Here is a 17,812-nt window from a genome sequence, read left to right as displayed (position 1 = left end):
GACTGCTGGGCATGATCAGTGGGTGTCACTGGTGGCACTTACTGATTTTCGACGGCGTCCTGTAGCGAGTGCCACATAGCGGTATCGCGTTCTGCCGTCCAGATGCGGGGATCCGGGTACTCGCCGCCTGCTTCGTCGTAGCAGCGAGTGATATCGAAAGGCACACAGTGATCGAAGATGACCCAGTGACCATACTTCAGCTTAAGTACCGCGTAGGTCTCGGCGTAACACTCGGAGAGAGACTTGCCCGCCGCCTTGCCCGCTTTAACACTTCCATACATATCATTTAGGAAGTCGCGAGTGCCCTGAATGGCTTCCTGGCACTGTTCGGCAGTTTGCAGTGCATCACCGCGGCCGGGCACCAGCTTTTGGGGCTGCATGGATTGCAGGCGATCAAGCGTGGCAGGCCAGTCCTCGTGGTAAGCGTCACCGGTGTAAGGGGTGGCGCCATACTCAACGAGGTCACCGGAAAACATTACTTTTTCCTTCGGCAGCCAGACGACGGTATCGCCCTTGGTATGTCCGCGGCCAAGGTGGATGATCTGTACCTCACGCTCACCCATGTAAACCGTCAGCTTCTCTTGAAAAACTATGTTTGGCCAGGTTAAGCCAGGCACAGAGTCCACACCCTTGAACAGGCGAGGGAAACGACCGACTTCTGACTCATAGTCTTGCTGACCACGCTCGTTGATCAGGTCATAAGTGTTCTGGCTAGCGTAGATATTCTCTGCATCGTACGCGGAAGCGCCGAGAACACGCACGGCATGGTAATGGGTCATTACCACATGCTTAATCGGTAGGTCAGTCACTTCGCGGATACGGCGGATGACATCCTGAGCCATGACGGGCGTTGCCTGGGTGTCGATAACCATCACGCTGTCATCGCCAATCACGATGCCCGTATTGGGGTCACCTTCAGCAGTGTAAGCATAGAGCCCTTCTGCCAGCTTGGTGAAGCTGATCTTCTTCTCTTCGGTATCGGCATGGGACGCGAATTTCTTGCTCATGATATCTCCGGTGCTATCAGGGTGATTCAGGTATTCATTGAATTGTTGTGTGCTTGAAGGATAGTTTCTAATGAAACTAAATGTCCAATGTTTCATGGACGAATCACTCTGTCTTTTGCATCGTATTGACGATAATTCTTAATAAATCAGGTGATTATTGCAAATTAATACTTAAGTATAATAAATAAAATTGTTAAATTAGTTGCAAGGGAGAGTATCTGTCGGCACTGTTCCACCTTATGATAGGTGCATTGCTGGAGCCTACATTCCCAGCTATCGTGCGGATTTTGGTCATCACCACTTCTGATAAACGGTGGCTTTAGGAGAAACAAAATGACGATGGATAAAGCAGACGGCGATGTGTCACTGGAATCTTCAGCCAGGGTAGAGCTGGATCTCAACCAATTTTTACCCTATCAGCTTAACCGTTTAGCTGACCGAATCAGCCAGGCGTTAGAGAAGCTTTATGCCGAGTCTTATGAACTCAATATTGCCCAGTGGCGTGTGCTTGCCTGGCTTAGCCACTGTGATGATTTAACCGCTAAGAAGGTCTGCGCTTACACCAATATGGATAAGGCTCGCGTGTCTCGCGCTATTCAGTCACTGGAAGACCGTGGACTGATAAGCCGCACGCCCTCACAGCAGGATCAGCGACTACATGACTTGCAACTGACGGACGCCGGACAAGCGCTACTCAATAAGTTAGTGCCCGAAGCCCAGGCGTGGGAGGCCGGCCTGGTGTCGACCCTGAGCGTTGGTGAATATCGTGATCTGCTTAATACAATGCGCAAGCTTGAACGGCAACTGGAGAGAATTGGCTAGAGGCTTGATGCTGGGAAGTCGAGCCCAGGTGACAAATCGCATTTTTGCCGGTGGTGTGTCGTTAGTGTATTGATAGATAAGATTTGTGTAACAAAAGAATGGGCGAAAAATAGCCCCATATAGCCATTGATAGTCACTCGAAGAAACAATGCTTTTGGTGTAAGTGGTTGTAGTTTAAGTTAATAATGTAAATTAATACTTAAGTATTAGAATCTATTAGTTGATGGATCGTTGCATGATCCACGTATCTAAAGGCATTGTGATAAATAACGTGATTCGTATAATTTCTATATTTTAATAATAAAGTATCACGTTAGGCGCAATGAGTGATTAACTAGCAATCTCACCCACCGCACGCATGGCTTATCAACATCATTCAACAAAAACGATGAGCGCTTTACCCAGTTCGTGACGACCAGAGGAAAGAGAAGTGAATAAAACAACAAACCTGATGATCGGCGCTATTGCCGCCGCAACGCTGAGCACCTCCGCCTTTGCACAAACGACAATCACCGTGAGTACCTGGGCTGGTCCCAATCACGGCATCAACACCATGGTATGGCCAACGTGGAAAGCGTGGATTGAAGAAGCCACTGACGGGCGCGTGACCGTTGACGTTGTGCACGACCTCGGACCTCCCGCCTCCCAGATGGAGATGGTCGCCGACGGCATTGCTGATGCTACTTGGGTATTCCATGGCTATAACGCAGGGCGTTTTCTGGCCACTCAGTTACCCGAATTTCCTACCTTTGAAGACTTCTCCTCGGAGAACGCCTCTGCTGCTTATTGGCATACGCATCAGGAGCATTTAGCCCAAGCTGATGAGCATCGCGGCGTTGATGTGGTGGCTGCGGGAGTACATGGCCCGGGTTGGATCTTTAGTCGTGAGCAGTACCAAACTCTTGCTGATTTAGAGAACGAGCGCATTCGCGTCGGCGGCGGGGTCATGGGAGATCTCTCTAATGCCCTTAATCTGACCGGCGTGGCTTTGCCGCCAACCGGGGTCTATGAAGCTGGCTCTCAGGGCGTTATTGATGGCGCTATGCTGGTGCCGGAAGGCCTTAGAAGCTTTCGGGTAGCCGAGGTATTTCCCTATACCTTGACGGTGGATGGGGGCTTTTATCGAGGCAGCTTCACCATTGTAGTGAATCCGAGTATCTGGGATGAGATGTCTGCAGAAGATCGTGCCGCTGTGGAAGACGTCTCGGGTGAGCGGTTATCGCGACTGTTTGGCTACATGATGGATGTATCCGATGAGCGGGGCGTCGAGTTCGCCGAAGAGCAGGGTCATACCTTTACAGCCCTCGGCGACGAAGATCTTGAGACGCTGCGCGGTATCAGTAGTGATCTGGTTGACACCTGGTCCGAGAACGTAAGTGAACGGGGTGTCGATGCGCAGGCGGCGCTCGATTACTTCCACCAACAGCTTGAAGAAGCTGCTACACAAGAGAGCGTGGCATCCTTAGTGCCACAATCATAATTACCCTTCGCCAAGTGGAGGGCGACTATGCAGATCCTGACGTCTCGCTGGTCAAATGTCGGTAGGGTCATGCAGCTGGCGCTGGAGGGGGTGGCGGGTGCCACCCTCTTTGCCTTGATGCTGCTGACGACTGCTGATGTAGTAGGCCGTTATTTCTTTAATTTACCTATCCTTGGAACCGTCGAGTTGACCCAGCAGATGCTGGCCGCTGTGGTGTTCTTGTCACTGCCAGTAGCATGCTGGCGTGAAGAGCACGTTAGCGTGGATCTCTTGGATGCCATATTCCCTGTGCGCTGGATATGGCTGCGCCAGATGATCGTCAACTTAATTATCGCCGTGGCTTTATGGGTGATCGCTACACGGGTTTGGGCACTGGGCGTGCGTGCTTTCGAGTGGGGCGATGTCACTGAGTTTCTACGCATTCCCGATGGTTACCTTATTTACCTGATTGCCATCATGCTGTTTCTTTCCGCTCTACTCACCCTCGGTCGAGCGGTGAGTTACCTCCTAGAAGGCGTGGGTGTGATTAAGTGCGGTGGCCCAGTCAGCCAGGGAGATAAGCATGATTGAAGCACTTTATGGGTTTGCAGCGCTGTTGATATTGGTATTCCTGCGCATGCCTCTGGCTTTTGCCATGGGGATCGTGGGTTTTGTGGGCTTCTACTACCTGACCGGTAACTGGAACGCGGCTGAAGCCATGGCGTCGCGCCGGGTAGTCGACACCGCTAGGGACTACGGTCTATCGGTGATACCACTGTTTATCTTGATGGGTAACTTGGTGTCCCATGCTGGGCTCTCTGATGCGCTATTCCGGGCCTCCAATGGTTTTCTTGGACACCGTAAGGGCGGTCAGGCGATGGCCACCATCGTGGCTTGTGGTGGTTTTAGTGCTATTTGTGGGTCGAGTCTTGCGACCTGCGCCACTATGGGGCGTGTTGCCATGCCCCAGATGCGCAAGTACGGCTACAAGGACTCGCTGGCGGCAGCCTCCATTGCAGCGGGCGGAACCCTTGGGATACTGATTCCTCCCAGCGTGATGCTGGTGATCTACGGCATCATTACTGAGACCAGTATCCGTGAACTGTTTGCAGCGGGCTTTATTCCCGGCATATTGGGCATTGTGATGTATCTCGGCGCGGTTAAGTGGGTTCTGTGGCGTGATCCCAGCGCTGGGCCAGCGGCCGAAAAAGTACCCTGGAACGAGCGCCTTGCGGCCCTAAAAAATGTGGGGAGTACCCTGGCGCTGTTCGTATTGGTTATCGGCGGCATCTATTTGGGTATATTCACCCCAACGGAAGCGGCGGGTATTGGCGCAATGGGTGCCTTTGTGATTGCGCTGCTCAAGCGTGCTTTGACGCCGACTATACTCATGAATGTCCTGATGGACACTGTGCGAACAACAGCGATGCTGTTTGCGGTGGTGTTGACGGCGCTAATCTTTGCTAATTTCATTAACCGCGCGGGGCTTCCCAATGACCTCCTGGCGTTGGTCACCGGGCTGAACGTGGCCCCCTTCGTGGTAATTCTCGTTATCTTGGCCATTTACGTACTGTTAGGCTGTGTATTCGAAAGCATGTCGATGATGCTGCTGACCGTGCCAGTCTTCTTCCCGGTCGTGGCGGGGCTTGGCTATGATTTGGTGTGGTTCGGTATTCTGGTGGTTATCGTCATTGAGATCAGTTTGATAACGCCTCCTGTCGGTATGAACGTGTTCGTACTGCGTGCCGTATTACCGGACGTATCGACAGGCACTATCTTCCGCGGCGTCACCCCTTTCTGGGTCGCCGGTACCATACGCGCACTACTGGTGCTTATATTCCCAGCGATCGTGCTTTTCCTGCCGCAGTTACTGTATTAAAACTACACTATTAATACGGTTCTATTAACGTCCTTGCTAAACAAACGGATGACAGGGTTAAGTGCCCTGTCATCCGTTTTTTTGTATTACATTTTTGTCTGGTTGTATCGGCTGGGACGTTACTGCCGCTTCGCGACCAGCGTTAAAATGTCGTAGCTGGCGACCAGTTCATCATGTTGATTGGTCACCGCTACGTCCCACATCACCACCCCTTGTGGGTGCCCATCGGGAGAAGTTCGGCCCTGATCAATCTTGCGCTTGCAGGTTAGGCGGGCGCGGATAGTGTCGCCGACCAACACAGGTGTAATAAAGCGCAGTGTATCCAGGCCGTAGTTAGCCAGTACGGGGCCTTCGCCTGGGTAAACGAATAGACCCGCAGCGGCAGACAGCACAAAGTAGCCGTGGGCAATGCGCTGGCCGAACTGGGTCTCTTTGGCGGCAATGTCGTCGAAGTGCATATAGAAGTGGTCGCCGGAAAGGCAGCCAAAATTGACGATGTCGGCTTCAGTGACGGTGCGGCGGTGGGTTAACAGTGACTCCCCAACCTGCAGGTCGTCGAAATGGCGGCGGAACGGGTGGACGTCAGTCTCGATCACCTTGGCGCCACGCACATATTCCTTTGTGACTGCCGCGAGCATGCTCGGAGAGCCCTGGATGGCGGTGCGCTGTAGATAGTGGTGAACCGCACGAATGCCGCCGAGTTCCTCGCCACCGCCTGCGCGGCCGGGCCCGCCATGCTTGAGCATCGGTAGCGGAGAGCCGTGGCCAGTGGATTCCTTTGACGCCTGAGCATCCAGAATCTGCAGGCGGCCGTGCTGGGCGGCCAGAATGGGGATCATTTCAGCCGCAATGGCAGGGTCTTTCGTGGTCAGCGTGGTCACTAAGCTGCCCTTGCCCTTGGCGGCGATGGTCAGGGCTTCGTCGATGCTGCTGTAGGGCATTAGCGTTGCGACGGGGCCAAAGGCTTCAATGTCGTGAGCGCCGCCGTCGTTCAACGGGTTACGATTGATCAGCAAGTGGGGAGTAATGAAGGCGCCGTTTTCAACACCCTGGCCGACAGGCTTAAAGCTGCCGTCTCTGCCGAAGACGCACTCACTGGTCTCTAGCAGTTGTTCAATTGCGTGGTTAACGTCTCTCAATTGGTCACGGGAAGAGAGCGCGCCCATGCGTACGCCTTCTTCATGAGGATCACCGACCACAATGTTGGCAAGCCGCGACTTAAGTGTGTTCGCCAATGCATCCAGATGCTCGGCAGGCACTAAAATTCGGCGGATCGCGGTACATTTCTGACCTGCCTTGGCGGTCATCTCCTTGACCACTTCTTTGGCAAAGATTTCGAACTCTTCGTCTTCCGGGCTAACATCCGGGGCCATGATGGCGCTGTTGAGCGAGTCCGCCTCGGCGTTGAACGGGATGCTCTTCGCCATGATGTTAGGGTGGCTTTTCAGCTTCAGGGCGGTGCTTGCCGAGCCGGTGAAGGTGACAAAGTCCTGCTCTTCCAGATGATCCAGTAAGTCACCGGCTCCGCCGATAACCAGTTGCAGCGCTCCTTCCGGCAGCAGGCCTGAGTCGTTGATGACGCGCACGGCTGCTTCGGTCAAGTAGCTAGTGGCGGTTGCCGGTTTGAAGATACACGGCATGCCTGCCAAAAAGGCGGGTGCGAACTTCTCCAGCATGCCCCATATGGGAAAGTTAAACGCATTGATATGCACAGAGACGCCGCGGCGGGGCACCAGAATATGGGTGCCATTGAAGTGGTTATCCTTACCTAATTGGGTCACCGGGCCTTCATGGGCCACATTGCCGGAGGGTAGTTCCTTGCGGCCCGTGGAGGCGTAGGTAAATAGGGTGCCGAAACCGCCGTCGATGTCGATCCAGGAATCGGCCTTAGTGCAGCCAGTGTGGTGAGAGATGGCATAGAGCTCACGCTTACGCTCTTGGATATAGGCGGCCAGGGCTTTAAGAATGGCGGCCCGCTGCTGGAAATCCAGTGCCAGCATATTTTTCACACCGGTGTTGCGGGCATACGCCACCGCTTCACGAAAGTTGATCTCTTCTTGGTGGGTATGCGCAACGGTTGTGCCGTTAATGGCGCTAATCAGTGCTTTGGACTCGGTCTTTCCGAACCACTGGCCTGCGATGAAACTCTGTAAAACTGGCATTGAGCGTTCTCCTGCAAAACATGGACTATGCCGACGCGGTCGCCGGCTTGGAAGTGGGTGGGTTAGGGTTTATACCTCGTCATAGTCAAGTACCACCCTGTCGCTGATCGGATAGCACTGGCAGGACAGCACGTAGCCGGCATCGATTTCGTAATCTTCCAGGGCGTAATTGGCGTCCATTTCCACCTCGCCTTCGATGACTTTTGACTTGCAGGTGGAGCACACCCCAGCCTTGCATGAGAAAGGTATATCCGCGCCGTGCTCGTTACCTGCGTCCAGAATGCTCTGGGTATTGCGGGGCAGGTCGTACTCAATGGTGCGGCCGTCGATGATCACTTTGATGTGCGAGGTTTCTGCTTTCACCTGGGCCGCTTTCGTCGCCTGCCGGCGCTTGGCGCCTGCCGTCGGTAGCCCAGTGGTGAACAGCTCGAAGTGCACTTTTTCCTTCGGCATTCCATGTTGGCTCAGAACACCACGCACGATCTCGGTCATTTCGTGCGGGCCACAGATAAACGCGGCGTCGAGCTTGGGTACGTCTACCCAACGGTCAAACAGAGCGTTGCATTTGTCGGCGTCGATCCGGCCGTTGTAAAGATCGATCTCCTGTTGTTCGCGGCTGAACACATAAATGATGTTGAGGCGCTCCAGGTAGCGATCCTTGAGATCCTGAAGGCGTTCGCGAAACAGCGTACCCGTGGTGGAACGATTGCCATAGATTACGGTAAAGCGGCTCTTTGGCTCGCTTTCCAGCGTGGTGGAAACAATCGACATAATGGGCGTGACGCCACTGCCAGCGGTTACCGCCAAATAGTGTCCTTCACGGCTGGGGGCGAGCGGCACGAAGAACTTGCCCTGGGGCGGCATCACTTCCAGGCGGTCGCCGGGCTGCAAGTGCTGGTTGGCAAAGGTGGAGAAACTGCCGCCCGGCACCAGCTTGACGGCGACTCTCAGCTCATGTTCGTGGACACCGGTGCAAATCGAGTAGGAGCGACGGACATCCTCGCCTTCAATGTCGCGGCGTAGCGTCAGGTACTGCCCTTGGGTAAAGCGAAAGGCGTCCAGCAGGTCATCGGGAACGTCGAAGGCAATGGAAACGGCATCATGGGTTTCCTTGCGCACATCCTTGACGGTCAGGGCGTGAAATCGGCTCATGGGAAATGGTCTCGTCGTTTTACAGACACTTGAAATAATCGAAAGGCTCCAGACAGTCGCGGCAGCGGTAGAGCGCTTTGCAAGCCGTCGAGCCGAATTCGCTAACGCGTTCGGTGGCGTTGCTGCCACATAAAGGGCAGGGCACTACCGGATCAGGCTGGCCCGTCAGGCTGCGCTTACTAGCACTTTCCACCGGTGGCGCGATGCCGTAGGCGCGCAGCTTTTCGCGCCCGGCCTCTGAAAGCCAATCGGTGGTCCAGGCGGGCGACAGGCGGCGCTGAATCAGCGGGTCTGAATAGCCAGCGGCCACCAGCGCTTCATGGATATGCTGTTCGATAACTTCCGTGGCCGGGCAGCCGGAGTAGGTTGGGGTCACGCTGATAGCTAACCTGCCATCCAGCCAGTCGATATCACGCACAATGCCCAGCTCCACCACGCTAACCACCGGCACTTCCGGGTCTGGCACTTCCTGTAAAACCGCCAGCACGGCGTTGATATCACCTTCGTCACCGGCTGGCGGCAGGCCGCTGCGGTCGCTGCCGATCAAGTCGCTGGAGGGCCAGTCATCGGCAAGCGCAGACGGATGGTTACCAGACGGTCGCATCGGGATATGCCCTCGGTAGGTATTGCATTTCCGCTAATAGAAAGCCCAGGTGCTCGGTGTGATGGCCGACTTTACCGCCGGTATACATCCAGGCGTCGTAAGAAGGCCGCTCCAGCGTGGCTTCTTCAAGCACCTCTTCCACGGTGGCTTTCCAGCGGGTGGCTAGCGTCTCTGAGTCTGGCGCAATACCTGCTTCCAGCATGGCCTGATCAACCTCGTCGCCCTGCAGTAGCTCACCGGTGAACTGCCAGAGGTTGTCGAGCGCTCGCTGCATGCGGGTGTGGCTCTCTTCCGTGCCATCGCCCAGGCGAATCACCCATTCAGAGGAGCGACGTAGGTGGTACGTTGCTTCCTTAAGCGACTTGGCGGCCACTTCAGCAATGCGTGGGTCGCTGGAGTGAGACAGCCCATCAAGCAGGTGGACGTGCCATGCATCGAACAGGAACTGGCGCCCCATGATGTCGGCGAAGTCACCATTGGGCTGTTCGACGAGCAACAGGTTATGGAAGTCCTGAGCGTCGCGACGAAAGGCCAGATGGTCGGCATCGATCTTGTCAGCCATCCGTTCAGCAGCCATCAGTTCAGAAACATAGCCCAGCCAGTTGCGCGCCTGACCGAAGAGGTCGAGACCCACGTTCATTAAGGCCAGTTCCTCTTCCAGCGCTGGTGCCTTGCCGCACAGTTGTGCGTGGCGCTGGCCGAGTACTAAGGCGTTGTCGCCAAGGTGCAGTAGGTAATCAATCAACGGGGTTTGTGTTTTTTGAGCTGTGTTTTTCTGAGCCGAGCTTCGATGAGATATGTTTTGCATCGCTACCTCCCTTACATGTGGCCGACTTCTTTCGGCAGTTTGTAGAAGGATGCGTGGCGATAGACCTTATCGTTAGACGGGTCGAACAGCGGCTCTTTCTCATCGGGAGACGAGGCGGTGATTTCGCTGGCCGGAACCACCCAGATGCTCACCCCTTCATTGCGACGGGTGTACAGCTCACGGGCGTTTTCGATTGCCATGCGGCGGTCGGCTGCATGCACACTGCCGACGTGCTTGTGGTTAAGACCGTGCTTGCTGCGTATAAAAACTTCAAAGAGGGGCCAGTCAGCCATGAGAAAAGCCTCAGTGGTCAGAGGAGTCTCGTCTCGCAAGACTCCATGTTGTTTTAAAAGATAGCGTTTTAAAAATAGGGTTCTAAAAAATTGAGTTATTGCTTTTCATGGGTGCCCAAGCAGGCGTGGCCAGTTCAGGCTGCTCGGTGCTGACGCTTGGCGGCGTGGGCCACGGCGGCTTCACGTACCCAGGCGCCGTTATCGATGGCGCTGCGGCGTGCTTCGATGCGCTCGCGGTTGCAGGGGCCGTTACCCTTCACTACGTCGAAAAATTCCTGCCAATCGATTTCACCGAACTCGTAGTGGCCGGTCTCTTGGTTATATTTGAGATCCGGATCAGGGGCGGTGCAGCCCAGCAGCTCTAGCTGCGGTACGGTTTGGTCGAGGAAGCGCTGTCGCAGCTCATCGTTGCTATGGCGCTTGATCTTCCAGGCCATCGACTGAGCGCTGTTGGGAGAATTTTCGTCGGATGGCCCGAACATCATTAGCGAGGGCCACCAGAAGCGGTTAATGGAGTCCTGCACCATGGCTTTCTGGTCGTCGGTGCCCTCTTGCATCATGGTCAGCAGAATCTGATACCCCTGGCGCTGGTGGAAGCTCTCTTCCTTACACACACGAATCATGGCGCGGGCATAGGGGCCGTAAGAGGTGCGTTGAAGCGGCACCTGGTTGACGATGGCTGCGCCGTCGACCAACCAGCCGACGGTACCCATGTCTGCCCAGTTGAGCGTTGGATAGTTGAAGATGCTGGAGTACTTGGCGCGGCCATCGTGAAGCTTGTCGATCTCTTCGTCGCGGTCGGCACCCAGGGTTTCCATAGCGCTATAGAGGTACAGGCCGTGACCTGCCTCATCCTGAATTTTGGCCATTAGCTGCAGCTTGCGCTTGAGGGTTGGTGCCCGTGTCAGCCAGTTGCCTTCCGGCAGCATGCCGACGATTTCTGAGTGGGCGTGTTGCGAGATCTGGCGGATCAAGGTCTTGCGGTAGGCGTCCGGCATCCAGTTCTTGGGTTCTATTTTAATTTCATCATTGATGCGCTCCTGGAACTGGCGTTCCTCAGGGCTCATCTCATCAAGCGTTTTGAGTTTGTTAGAACCGGTTTCAACGAGCTGCGCGTACATAGAGACCTCCGCGGCGTCGGCATATCAGGGAGTGTGGCTTATCTTTCCTAAAGTATAGTGACACGAAATATTTTATCAATAAGTATTTTTGTGTGTCGCTTTAAGACTTTATGATAACGTATAAATCCAAGGTTATTGGTTTATAAAGGAAAAATCGCTAATTATAAATGATTCTTGATGTGCCGATTTTTCTAGCTAAAGTTGACTGTTTAGGCGCATAAAAGCCCCTTAAAGGAGTTTTTTAAAGGGCTTTGCCTGACAAGAGGGGGGTGGCGCTAAACGGCGGCTAGGCGCTAGAGAGGCTGAATCAGCGAAGATCTTTTACCCGCCTAGCCTTACCCATCGAACGCATAACACTCTCTACCGGGCACACCTCGACCTGGGTGCTGATACCAATGTGCGTCTTGATGGAATGCTGGAGCTGTTTCGCGGCTTCTTCACAAGCCACGGGGTCGCGGGCGATGTCATGATGATTCGCCTCTACACGAACAAGCACCATGTCCATATTGCCTTGGCGGCTGACTTCGATCTCGTAGTGGGGAGAAAGCGACGCGATCTTGAGCAGTTGTTCTTCGATCTGGGTGGGGAACACATTCACCCCGCGAATGATCAGCATGTCGTCGCTGCGGCCAGTGATTTTGTCGATGCGTCGCATGGGGCGCGCGGTGCCCGGTAGTAGGCGGGTCAGGTCACGGGTGCGGTAGCGAATCACCGGTAGGCCTTCTTTGGTCAAGGTGGTGAACACCAGCTCGCCGTATTCACCGTCGGGTAGCACTTCACCGCTGACCGGGTCGATGATCTCGGGGTAGAAATGATCTTCCCAGATGGTCGGGCCATCTTTGGTCTCCAGGCACTCCATGCCCACGCCGGGGCCCATCACTTCCGACAGGCCATAGATATCCAATGCATCGATACCCAGGCGCTTCTCAAGAGCCGTGCGCATGCTGTCGGTCCAGGGTTCGGCACCGAAAATGCCGGTACGCAGCGGCAGTGTGTGGGGATCGATGCCCTGGCGCTCCATCTCGTCCGCGATGTTGAGCATATACGAGGGAGTGACCATGATAATGTCCGGCTCGAAATCACGGATCAACTGAACCTGTTTCTCGGTCTGGCCACCCGACATGGGGATCACCGCGCAACCCAGGCGCTCGGCACCGTAATGCGCGCCCAGCCCACCGGTGAATAGACCATAGCCATACGCCACATGCACCTTATCGTTGCGGCTGCCGCCGGCGGCGCGGATCGAGCGCGCCATCACATCGGACCACACATCAATATCGTTCTGGGTGTAGCCTACCACCGTCGGTTGCCCGGTGGTGCCGCTGGAGGCATGGATGCGAACGATCTCGCTCATCGGTGTGGCCAACATGCCGAACGGGTAGTTGTCGCGCAAATCTGCCTTGGTGGTGAAAGGCAGTTTGGCGAGATCCTCCAGCGTCTGGATATCGTCGGGATGCACTCCAGCCTTGTCGAAGGACTGGCGGTAGAACGGCACATTGTCGTAAGCGTGCTTCAGGCTCCACTTCAGGCGCTTGACCTGAGTGGCGCGCAGCTCGTCGACGCTGGCGGTTTCCAGGGGATCGAGAGTCGCGGTGTTGATACGCGTTGCGGGCTGATTCATCAGGGGTCTCCGATCAAGCTAGTTGTTATTGGACTAATTTCTAAATGCGCCATGGGCGATGAAATGGCTTTAGTAATGGGCTTATAAGCGCTCAATGATCAGCGCCTCTTTCATTGGTTATCTCCAGCAGCGGTGTCTTCCAGGCGGCGTACGCTGCCGCGAATTTTGTAGGAACGCCCGCGGAACAAGGCAACGGTATCGCCGTGCTGATTGCGCAATGTAATGTCGTAAATGCCGGTACGCCCGCGGCGGCTGCGCTCCTCGGCGGTGGCGGTGATCTCGTCGCCCAGCTGGCCGGGGCCGAGATAGTCGATACTGCAACCGGAGGCTACTGTGGCTTCGTCGTAGCTGTTGCAGGCAAACGCGAAGGCTGAGTCAGCCAGGGCAAACAGAAATCCGCCATGGCAGTTGCCGTGCCCCTGCACCATGTCCTGACGCACGGTCATGGTCAGTTCGGCGAAGCCGGGAGCCACGCGAGTAATGCGCATCCCCAGCCCTTGGCTGGCATGGTCGCGGGAAAACATTGCCTCGGCGCAGGCTTCCGCCAGTTGCTGCGGGGTCAGTTGGGAATCATGCATGGAAGCTTTCCTCGTATAGGGCTTCGAGCCGAGCAAACACCTGGCGCTTGGCCCCAAGGTTCTCGACGATAGCCTCGATAACCAAACGGCTATCGGTCAAGGCATTAATGGCGCCTGTGCTGATGATGCTAATAGTGGCGGTAGAGAGAATGGCTGGCATATCACTCTCCCTTGAAGGTGGGGCGACGTTTTTCCATAAAAGCGCTAACGCCTTCGCGGTAATCTTCGCTGCGCCCAGCAAGGCGCTGAAGGTCGCGTTCCAGGTCGAGCTGTTCGTTGAAACTGTTATCGCTGCTGGCATGCAGGGCGCGCTTAATCAGCGCTAGGCCATGGGTTGGTTGAGTGGCCAGGTGGCGAGCCATGCTCATGGCTTCTTCTTGAAGCGCCTCATCGTCGACGCAGCGCCAGATCATGCCCCACTGTTCGGCGGTCTCGGCGGGGAGCTTGTCGCCCAGCATCGCCAGGCCCTTGGCGCGAGCCATGCCCACTAAATTAGGCAATGTCCAGGTACCGCCAGAGTCTGGAATCAAACCGATCTTACAGAAGGCCTGAATAAAGCTTGCCGAGCGCGCGGCCAATACGATGTCGCAGGCCAGGGCGATGTTGGCACCGGCACCTGCGGCCACGCCGTTCACCGCACAAATGGTCGGGAACGGCATGTCTTTAAGGGCGCGCAGCATGGGGTTGTAACGTTTCTCAAGCGACTCGCCGAGGTCGGGGGCTTCTGCGCCGGGCGCGACGCTACGGTCGGAAAGATCCTGGCCGGCGCAGAAGCCTCGACCGCTGCCGGTCAGCAGCAAAGCGCGAACGCTTGAGTCTTGGCGCACGGCTTTTAGCACCTTGCGCATCTCGGCATGCATTTCGGTATTGAAGCTGTTCAAGCTTTCGGGGCGGTTCAGCGTGATGCAGGCGACGCCGTCTTCCACGCTGTAAAGCAGGGGCGCTTGGCTCATGGGTAATGTCCTTGTGTCAGTGCCCTTGAAAAGTGGCAGGTCGTTTTTATTGGAAGGCGCATGCCCTTTTCGCGGTCGGCGGTGCCCGCCAGTGACCGTTCGGCCTGTGATCCACAGGATGAATCTCTGCCGAGTATAGATTTATTTTGATACACATCAATATTATATGGGTGATTATAATGTGTCGCTTGTTGGTGTTGTTGGTAGTTTGTTAGTTATTAACAATAACTTGTGTGACTTTTTTGCGAATATAAGATAATTGTTAGACGATGGTATAAAAAAACCAAGGTCGTCTAAAAAACTGACTTACAGCAGGGTGCGTCGAGTTTTTAGATAGCGGTGTGCCCATTCTTCAGTAGACGGCGACAGGTAAAGTGTTTGATGTTTTGTTACGTAAAATATAATCTTAGTTGATATTGCGTATCAAGATAGATTGAGCGCAGGAGCGCCCCATGACGCAATCAGCGCAGCAAAGGCGCGATAACCCTAGGTGGCTACACAACTGATGGGGCAGGGGCCGAACAGTTCGAAGAGCGGGCGATGGGGGCAGCACCCCACACGGCCAATCAAGCTAACGGAGAGTGTTATGCCTTACTATCGACTTGAAGGGGTGACGCCGGTGGTACACCCGACCGCCTATGTCCATCCTACTGCGGTGTTAATTGGCGACGTAATCGTGGGCCCCAACTGTTATGTAGGCCCCGGCGCGGTGATGCGTGGTGATTTCGGGCGGCTGGTGCTGGAAGAGGGATCTAACCTTCAGGATACCTGTGTGATGCACGGCTTCCCAGGCTGCGTCACCAAGGTTGAGAAGGATGGCCATATCGGCCATGGCGCGGTACTGCATGGCTGCGTGATTGGGCGTGATGCCATGGTCGGCATGAATGCCGTGGTGATGGACGGCGCCAACATTGCCGAACGATCTATCGTTGCGGCGGCAGCGTTCGTTAAGGCGGGCTTCGAGTGTGAGCCCCAGTCACTTGTGATGGGGGCACCCGCAAAGGTTAAGCGCGCGCTGAGTGATGAAGAGTTCGACTGGAAACAGCAGGGTACCCAGGAGTATCAGCGCTTAGTGGGCCGTTGTCGGGATAGCCTGGAGCCCTGTGAACCGCTGGCAGAACTCGATGCTGACCGTCCAACCTTGCTGGCTGGTGATACTCAGCCCAAGCAGCAGACCTTAGCATAGCGTGGCAAGGCGATGCTGTTGGTATGGCTCGCTACCACAACCACATCACTCCCCCCTGGCGGGCCATCCCCCAACCCCAGCCATGGGTCGATGGCCCCAGGAGGCCTTTGTGATCGCCCCTGAAGGTGAAGAGATTCATTGCCACGAACACGGCCGGATCAACGTCTAGTTCCTCTGGGGCCGCTACGCTGCACTAGACGACACCGCTAGCTGCTGTGCGCGCGTCCTGGGCGGCAGCCCCAGGTTCAGGCAGAGGCACCGCAGCCCCATAACCCCCCTTGAGAGCCAAGTCTCAGACCTGAGTCGGTCGGAAAATTCGGGTGCCGCCACGGTCAATGATGACCAAATTCGCAGAGGCAAAGTGTTTCAAGACCATACGCGACTGTCGCAACTTGGGGCACCGATTGTCGCTTGCTGGCCAAGCATCTAAAAAACTCGGGCAAGAAAATCACTCCAACCACATGAATAAAAAGAAGTTGTTGATAGTCGGCGCGGTCAATGCAGGTTGAATGGTACTGGCACATACCTTCGATGTTCGCCTGCGCAGACCACCGCAGACGAACATCACGACAATAATAATGCGTGGAGAACTCTCCGTGATGAGACATGCACTTCCCATAGGGCTCTGTAGCCTAGCCCTGCTGCTGCCTACGGGCATCGTCTTGGCCTCTGCTGGCAGCGAGGCCATCGACAGGTACTGTTCAGGCTGCCACCAGACCCAAAGTGGCCCCCAGAGCTGGAGCCGCATTAGTGCACAGCGCAAGACCCCGGAAGGTTGGGACATGACGATCGCGCGCATGCAGACCATGCACGGCCTGGAGCTGCCCCTGGAGGCGCGCCGGGATATCGTCAAGTTCCTCGCCGATACCCGCGGCCTGGCCCCTGAGGAGAGCGCGCCCCAACGTGAGCTGATCGAGCGACGCCTCAACCGTATTGAGTCTTTCGATCATCCCAGCTACCAGGAGATGTGTGCCCGCTGTCATACTGGCGGCCGCGCCCAACTGCAGCGCCGTCCCCAGGAAGAGTGGGAGAGACTGGTGCACTTCCATGTGGGCCAGTTCCAGACCATTGAGTACCAGGCCATGGCACGGGATCGTGACTGGTTCGATCTCGCCCTGAACGAGATCGCTCCCTGGCTGGCCGAGACTCAAAGTCTCGAAAATGAAGCCTGGGAGTCATGGCAGCAGGCCGAACAGACCTCTCCTGAGGGCGACTGGCAGCTCTGGGGGCACTGGCCCGGAGAAGGCGACTTTTATGCCGACGTGACTATTAACGCCGCTGAAGGCGAGGATGCCTACTCCCTTAGCCTGGACGGCGCTTTCACCAGTGGTCGCCCGCTCAGTGGCGAAGGCCAGGCCATCGTTTATACCGGCTACGAGTGGCGCGCCAACCTGAACCTCAACGGCCGTGATTTCAAGCAGGTGCTGGATCTCTCCGGCGTGCATCCCAGCGGGCGCATCTTCGATGATCATGACGATGCTTTTGGCATGATGGTGGAAATGGTGCCTCACGAAGCGGCCGAGTCTGCTGTGTTGGCCAGCCTGCCCGCCTCGCTCAAGGCCGGCGAGCGCAGCCGGCTGGTGCTGCTGGGCTACGGCCTTGGGGAGGGAGAGATCAATCTGGGGGAGGGCGTCACCGTGCGTAACGTGGTCGAACGTAGCGACATGCGCCTGGTGCTGGACGTTGAGGCCAGCACCGATCTTACGCCCGGCTGGTTGACTATGCAGATTGGCGAGATCAGCGCTGAGAGACTGCTCGCTGGCTACCGCACGGTGGATCGCCTGGAGGTAAGTCCAACGCTGGGAGTTGCTCGCATCGGCAACGATAAGACTCCGCCAGTGAGCGGCGTCTTCACCGCCGCCGGCTATCTGGATGGCGCTGATGAGACCATCCCGCTGGGGCAGGTACCGGTACGTTGGAGCGTGTCCCCCTGGGACGAGATCGCCGAGCGCGACGAGGATGTCAGGTTTGCGGGCATACTGGACGCCGCCACAGGGATCTTCTCGCCGGCCGGGGCCGGGCCCAACCCGCTGCGCCAGTACAACGCCAACAGCGTGGGCAACCTGCGGGTGACCGCCAGTGTGGTGGGACAGGAGGCGATACAGGACGAAGCCCAACTGATCGTTACCGTGCAACGCTGGAACAACCCACCGCTTCGCTAGGAGGT

Annotated in this window: 17 protein-coding genes; 6 read left to right on the top strand and 11 right to left on the bottom strand. The window is 56.0% G+C overall.

The genetic code is table 11. From position 1 onward, the window contains the following. Positions 1 to 38 precede the first annotated feature (38 nt). Positions 39 to 1,007 carry an MBL fold metallo-hydrolase gene (locus tag RO22_RS18840; protein WP_022521434.1) on the bottom strand — a complete coding sequence of 323 codons (969 nt, stop codon included), beginning with the start codon at positions 1,005 to 1,007 and terminating at the stop codon, positions 39 to 41. A gap of 333 nt (positions 1,008 to 1,340) precedes the next feature. Between RO22_RS18840 and RO22_RS18835 the strand changes: the two genes are divergently transcribed. The 4 genes from RO22_RS18835 (at position 1,341) to RO22_RS18820 (ending at position 5,167) form a co-directional block, all read left to right on the top strand. Then, positions 1,341 to 1,829, top strand: coding sequence for a MarR family winged helix-turn-helix transcriptional regulator (locus RO22_RS18835; RefSeq protein WP_022521435.1), 489 nt, complete (start codon positions 1,341 to 1,343; stop codon positions 1,827 to 1,829). 430 nt (positions 1,830 to 2,259) lie between these two features. Continuing rightward, positions 2,260 to 3,309, top strand: a complete 1,050-nt coding sequence (locus RO22_RS18830; RefSeq protein WP_009286067.1) for a TRAP transporter substrate-binding protein — start codon at positions 2,260 to 2,262, stop codon at positions 3,307 to 3,309. A gap of 27 nt (positions 3,310 to 3,336) precedes the next feature. Then, on the top strand, positions 3,337 to 3,879 hold the full coding sequence (locus tag RO22_RS18825; RefSeq protein WP_022521436.1) for a TRAP transporter small permease: 543 nt from the start codon (positions 3,337 to 3,339) through the stop codon (positions 3,877 to 3,879). Beyond that, positions 3,872 to 5,167, top strand: coding sequence for a TRAP transporter large permease (locus tag RO22_RS18820; RefSeq protein WP_022521437.1), 1,296 nt, complete (start codon positions 3,872 to 3,874; stop codon positions 5,165 to 5,167). The genes RO22_RS18825 and RO22_RS18820 overlap by 8 nt, the downstream gene beginning before the upstream one ends. A 119-nt stretch (positions 5,168 to 5,286) precedes the next feature. Here the strand turns inward: RO22_RS18820 and paaZ are convergent, their stop codons facing one another. The 10 genes from paaZ to paaG all read right to left on the bottom strand — a co-directional run bounded on the left by paaZ (position 5,287) and on the right by paaG (position 14,459). After that, positions 5,287 to 7,329 (bottom strand): phenylacetic acid degradation bifunctional protein PaaZ, encoded by a 2,043-nt coding sequence (gene paaZ, locus RO22_RS18815; protein ID WP_041159069.1) that lies wholly within the window; start codon positions 7,327 to 7,329, stop codon positions 5,287 to 5,289. 69 nt (positions 7,330 to 7,398) lie between these two features. Beyond that, complete coding sequence (gene paaE, locus RO22_RS18810; protein WP_041159068.1) at positions 7,399 to 8,481, bottom strand: 1,2-phenylacetyl-CoA epoxidase subunit PaaE; 1,083 nt, start codon at positions 8,479 to 8,481, stop codon at positions 7,399 to 7,401. A gap of 19 nt (positions 8,482 to 8,500) precedes the next feature. Next, complete coding sequence (gene paaD, locus RO22_RS18805; protein WP_052475700.1) at positions 8,501 to 9,085, bottom strand: 1,2-phenylacetyl-CoA epoxidase subunit PaaD; 585 nt, start codon at positions 9,083 to 9,085, stop codon at positions 8,501 to 8,503. Next, positions 9,069 to 9,893: a 1,2-phenylacetyl-CoA epoxidase subunit PaaC gene (gene paaC / locus RO22_RS18800; RefSeq protein ID WP_052475699.1), complete on the bottom strand. Its 825-nt coding sequence runs from the start codon at positions 9,891 to 9,893 to the stop codon at positions 9,069 to 9,071. The genes paaD and paaC overlap by 17 nt, the downstream gene beginning before the upstream one ends. 11 nt (positions 9,894 to 9,904) lie before the next feature. After that, entirely contained in the window at positions 9,905 to 10,186 is a 282-nt protein-coding gene (gene paaB, locus RO22_RS18795; RefSeq protein WP_022521442.1) for a 1,2-phenylacetyl-CoA epoxidase subunit PaaB, read from the bottom strand. Positions 10,187 to 10,320: 134 nt separating this feature from the next. Beyond that, entirely contained in the window at positions 10,321 to 11,307 is a 987-nt protein-coding gene (paaA, locus tag RO22_RS18790) for a 1,2-phenylacetyl-CoA epoxidase subunit PaaA (RefSeq protein WP_041159067.1), read from the bottom strand. 307 nt (positions 11,308 to 11,614) lie between these two features. Continuing rightward, positions 11,615 to 12,928 carry a phenylacetate--CoA ligase PaaK gene (gene paaK / locus RO22_RS18785; protein WP_041159066.1) on the bottom strand — a complete coding sequence of 438 codons (1,314 nt, stop codon included), beginning with the start codon at positions 12,926 to 12,928 and terminating at the stop codon, positions 11,615 to 11,617. A gap of 110 nt (positions 12,929 to 13,038) precedes the next feature. Then, positions 13,039 to 13,506: a hydroxyphenylacetyl-CoA thioesterase PaaI gene (paaI, locus tag RO22_RS18780; RefSeq protein ID WP_027958340.1), complete on the bottom strand. Its 468-nt coding sequence runs from the start codon at positions 13,504 to 13,506 to the stop codon at positions 13,039 to 13,041. Continuing rightward, positions 13,499 to 13,666 carry a 3-hydroxyacyl-CoA dehydrogenase NAD-binding domain-containing protein gene (locus RO22_RS25080; protein WP_022521452.1) on the bottom strand — a complete coding sequence of 56 codons (168 nt, stop codon included), beginning with the start codon at positions 13,664 to 13,666 and terminating at the stop codon, positions 13,499 to 13,501. The genes paaI and RO22_RS25080 overlap by 8 nt, the downstream gene beginning before the upstream one ends. A 1-nt stretch (position 13,667) precedes the next feature. Beyond that, a complete protein-coding gene (gene paaG / locus RO22_RS18775) occupies positions 13,668 to 14,459 on the bottom strand; it encodes a 2-(1,2-epoxy-1,2-dihydrophenyl)acetyl-CoA isomerase PaaG (protein ID WP_027958339.1) in 792 nt (263 codons plus the stop codon). 586 nt (positions 14,460 to 15,045) lie between these two features. On the opposite strand from paaG, the gene paaY reads away from it, so the two are divergent. Together paaY and peaA are read left to right on the top strand one after the other, a co-directional pair. Beyond that, positions 15,046 to 15,645: a phenylacetic acid degradation protein PaaY gene (paaY, locus tag RO22_RS18770; protein WP_041159065.1), complete on the top strand. Its 600-nt coding sequence runs from the start codon at positions 15,046 to 15,048 to the stop codon at positions 15,643 to 15,645. A gap of 599 nt (positions 15,646 to 16,244) precedes the next feature. Further along, positions 16,245 to 17,807 carry a quinohemoprotein amine dehydrogenase subunit alpha gene (peaA, locus tag RO22_RS18765; RefSeq protein ID WP_041159064.1) on the top strand — a complete coding sequence of 521 codons (1,563 nt, stop codon included), beginning with the start codon at positions 16,245 to 16,247 and terminating at the stop codon, positions 17,805 to 17,807. The last annotated feature ends 5 nt before the right edge of the window (positions 17,808 to 17,812 follow it).

It is taken from the genome of Halomonas sp. KHS3 (assembly GCF_000830495.1).
In the GTDB taxonomy this organism is placed as follows: Bacteria; Pseudomonadota; Gammaproteobacteria; order Pseudomonadales; family Halomonadaceae; genus Vreelandella; species Vreelandella titanicae.
This window is presented reverse-complemented; position numbering and strand designations above follow the sequence as displayed.

Excerpts from the sequence above, each read along its gene's own strand:
- RO22_RS18840 (WP_022521434.1), bottom strand. The coding sequence starts at position 1,007 with ATGAGCAAGAAATTCGCGTCCCATGCCGATACCGAAGAGAAGAAGATC.
- RO22_RS18835 (WP_022521435.1), top strand. The coding sequence starts at position 1,341 with ATGACGATGGATAAAGCAGACGGCGATGTGTCACTGGAATCTTCAGCC.
- RO22_RS18825 (WP_022521436.1), top strand. The coding sequence starts at position 3,337 with ATGCAGATCCTGACGTCTCGCTGGTCAAATGTCGGTAGGGTCATGCAG.
- RO22_RS18820 (WP_022521437.1), top strand. The coding sequence starts at position 3,872 with ATGATTGAAGCACTTTATGGGTTTGCAGCGCTGTTGATATTGGTATTC.
- paaZ (WP_041159069.1), bottom strand. The coding sequence starts at position 7,329 with ATGCCAGTTTTACAGAGTTTCATCGCAGGCCAGTGGTTCGGAAAGACC.
- paaE (WP_041159068.1), bottom strand. The coding sequence starts at position 8,481 with ATGAGCCGATTTCACGCCCTGACCGTCAAGGATGTGCGCAAGGAAACC.
- paaD (WP_052475700.1), bottom strand. The coding sequence starts at position 9,085 with ATGCGACCGTCTGGTAACCATCCGTCTGCGCTTGCCGATGACTGGCCC.
- paaC (WP_052475699.1), bottom strand. The coding sequence starts at position 9,893 with ATGCAAAACATATCTCATCGAAGCTCGGCTCAGAAAAACACAGCTCAA.
- paaB (WP_022521442.1), bottom strand. The coding sequence starts at position 10,186 with ATGGCTGACTGGCCCCTCTTTGAAGTTTTTATACGCAGCAAGCACGGT.
- paaA (WP_041159067.1), bottom strand. The coding sequence starts at position 11,307 with ATGTACGCGCAGCTCGTTGAAACCGGTTCTAACAAACTCAAAACGCTT.
- paaK (WP_041159066.1), bottom strand. The coding sequence starts at position 12,928 with ATGAATCAGCCCGCAACGCGTATCAACACCGCGACTCTCGATCCCCTG.
- paaI (WP_027958340.1), bottom strand. The coding sequence starts at position 13,506 with ATGCATGATTCCCAACTGACCCCGCAGCAACTGGCGGAAGCCTGCGCC.
- RO22_RS25080 (WP_022521452.1), bottom strand. The coding sequence starts at position 13,666 with ATGCCAGCCATTCTCTCTACCGCCACTATTAGCATCATCAGCACAGGC.
- paaG (WP_027958339.1), bottom strand. The coding sequence starts at position 14,459 with ATGAGCCAAGCGCCCCTGCTTTACAGCGTGGAAGACGGCGTCGCCTGC.
- paaY (WP_041159065.1), top strand. The coding sequence starts at position 15,046 with ATGCCTTACTATCGACTTGAAGGGGTGACGCCGGTGGTACACCCGACC.
- peaA (WP_041159064.1), top strand. The coding sequence starts at position 16,245 with ATGAGACATGCACTTCCCATAGGGCTCTGTAGCCTAGCCCTGCTGCTG.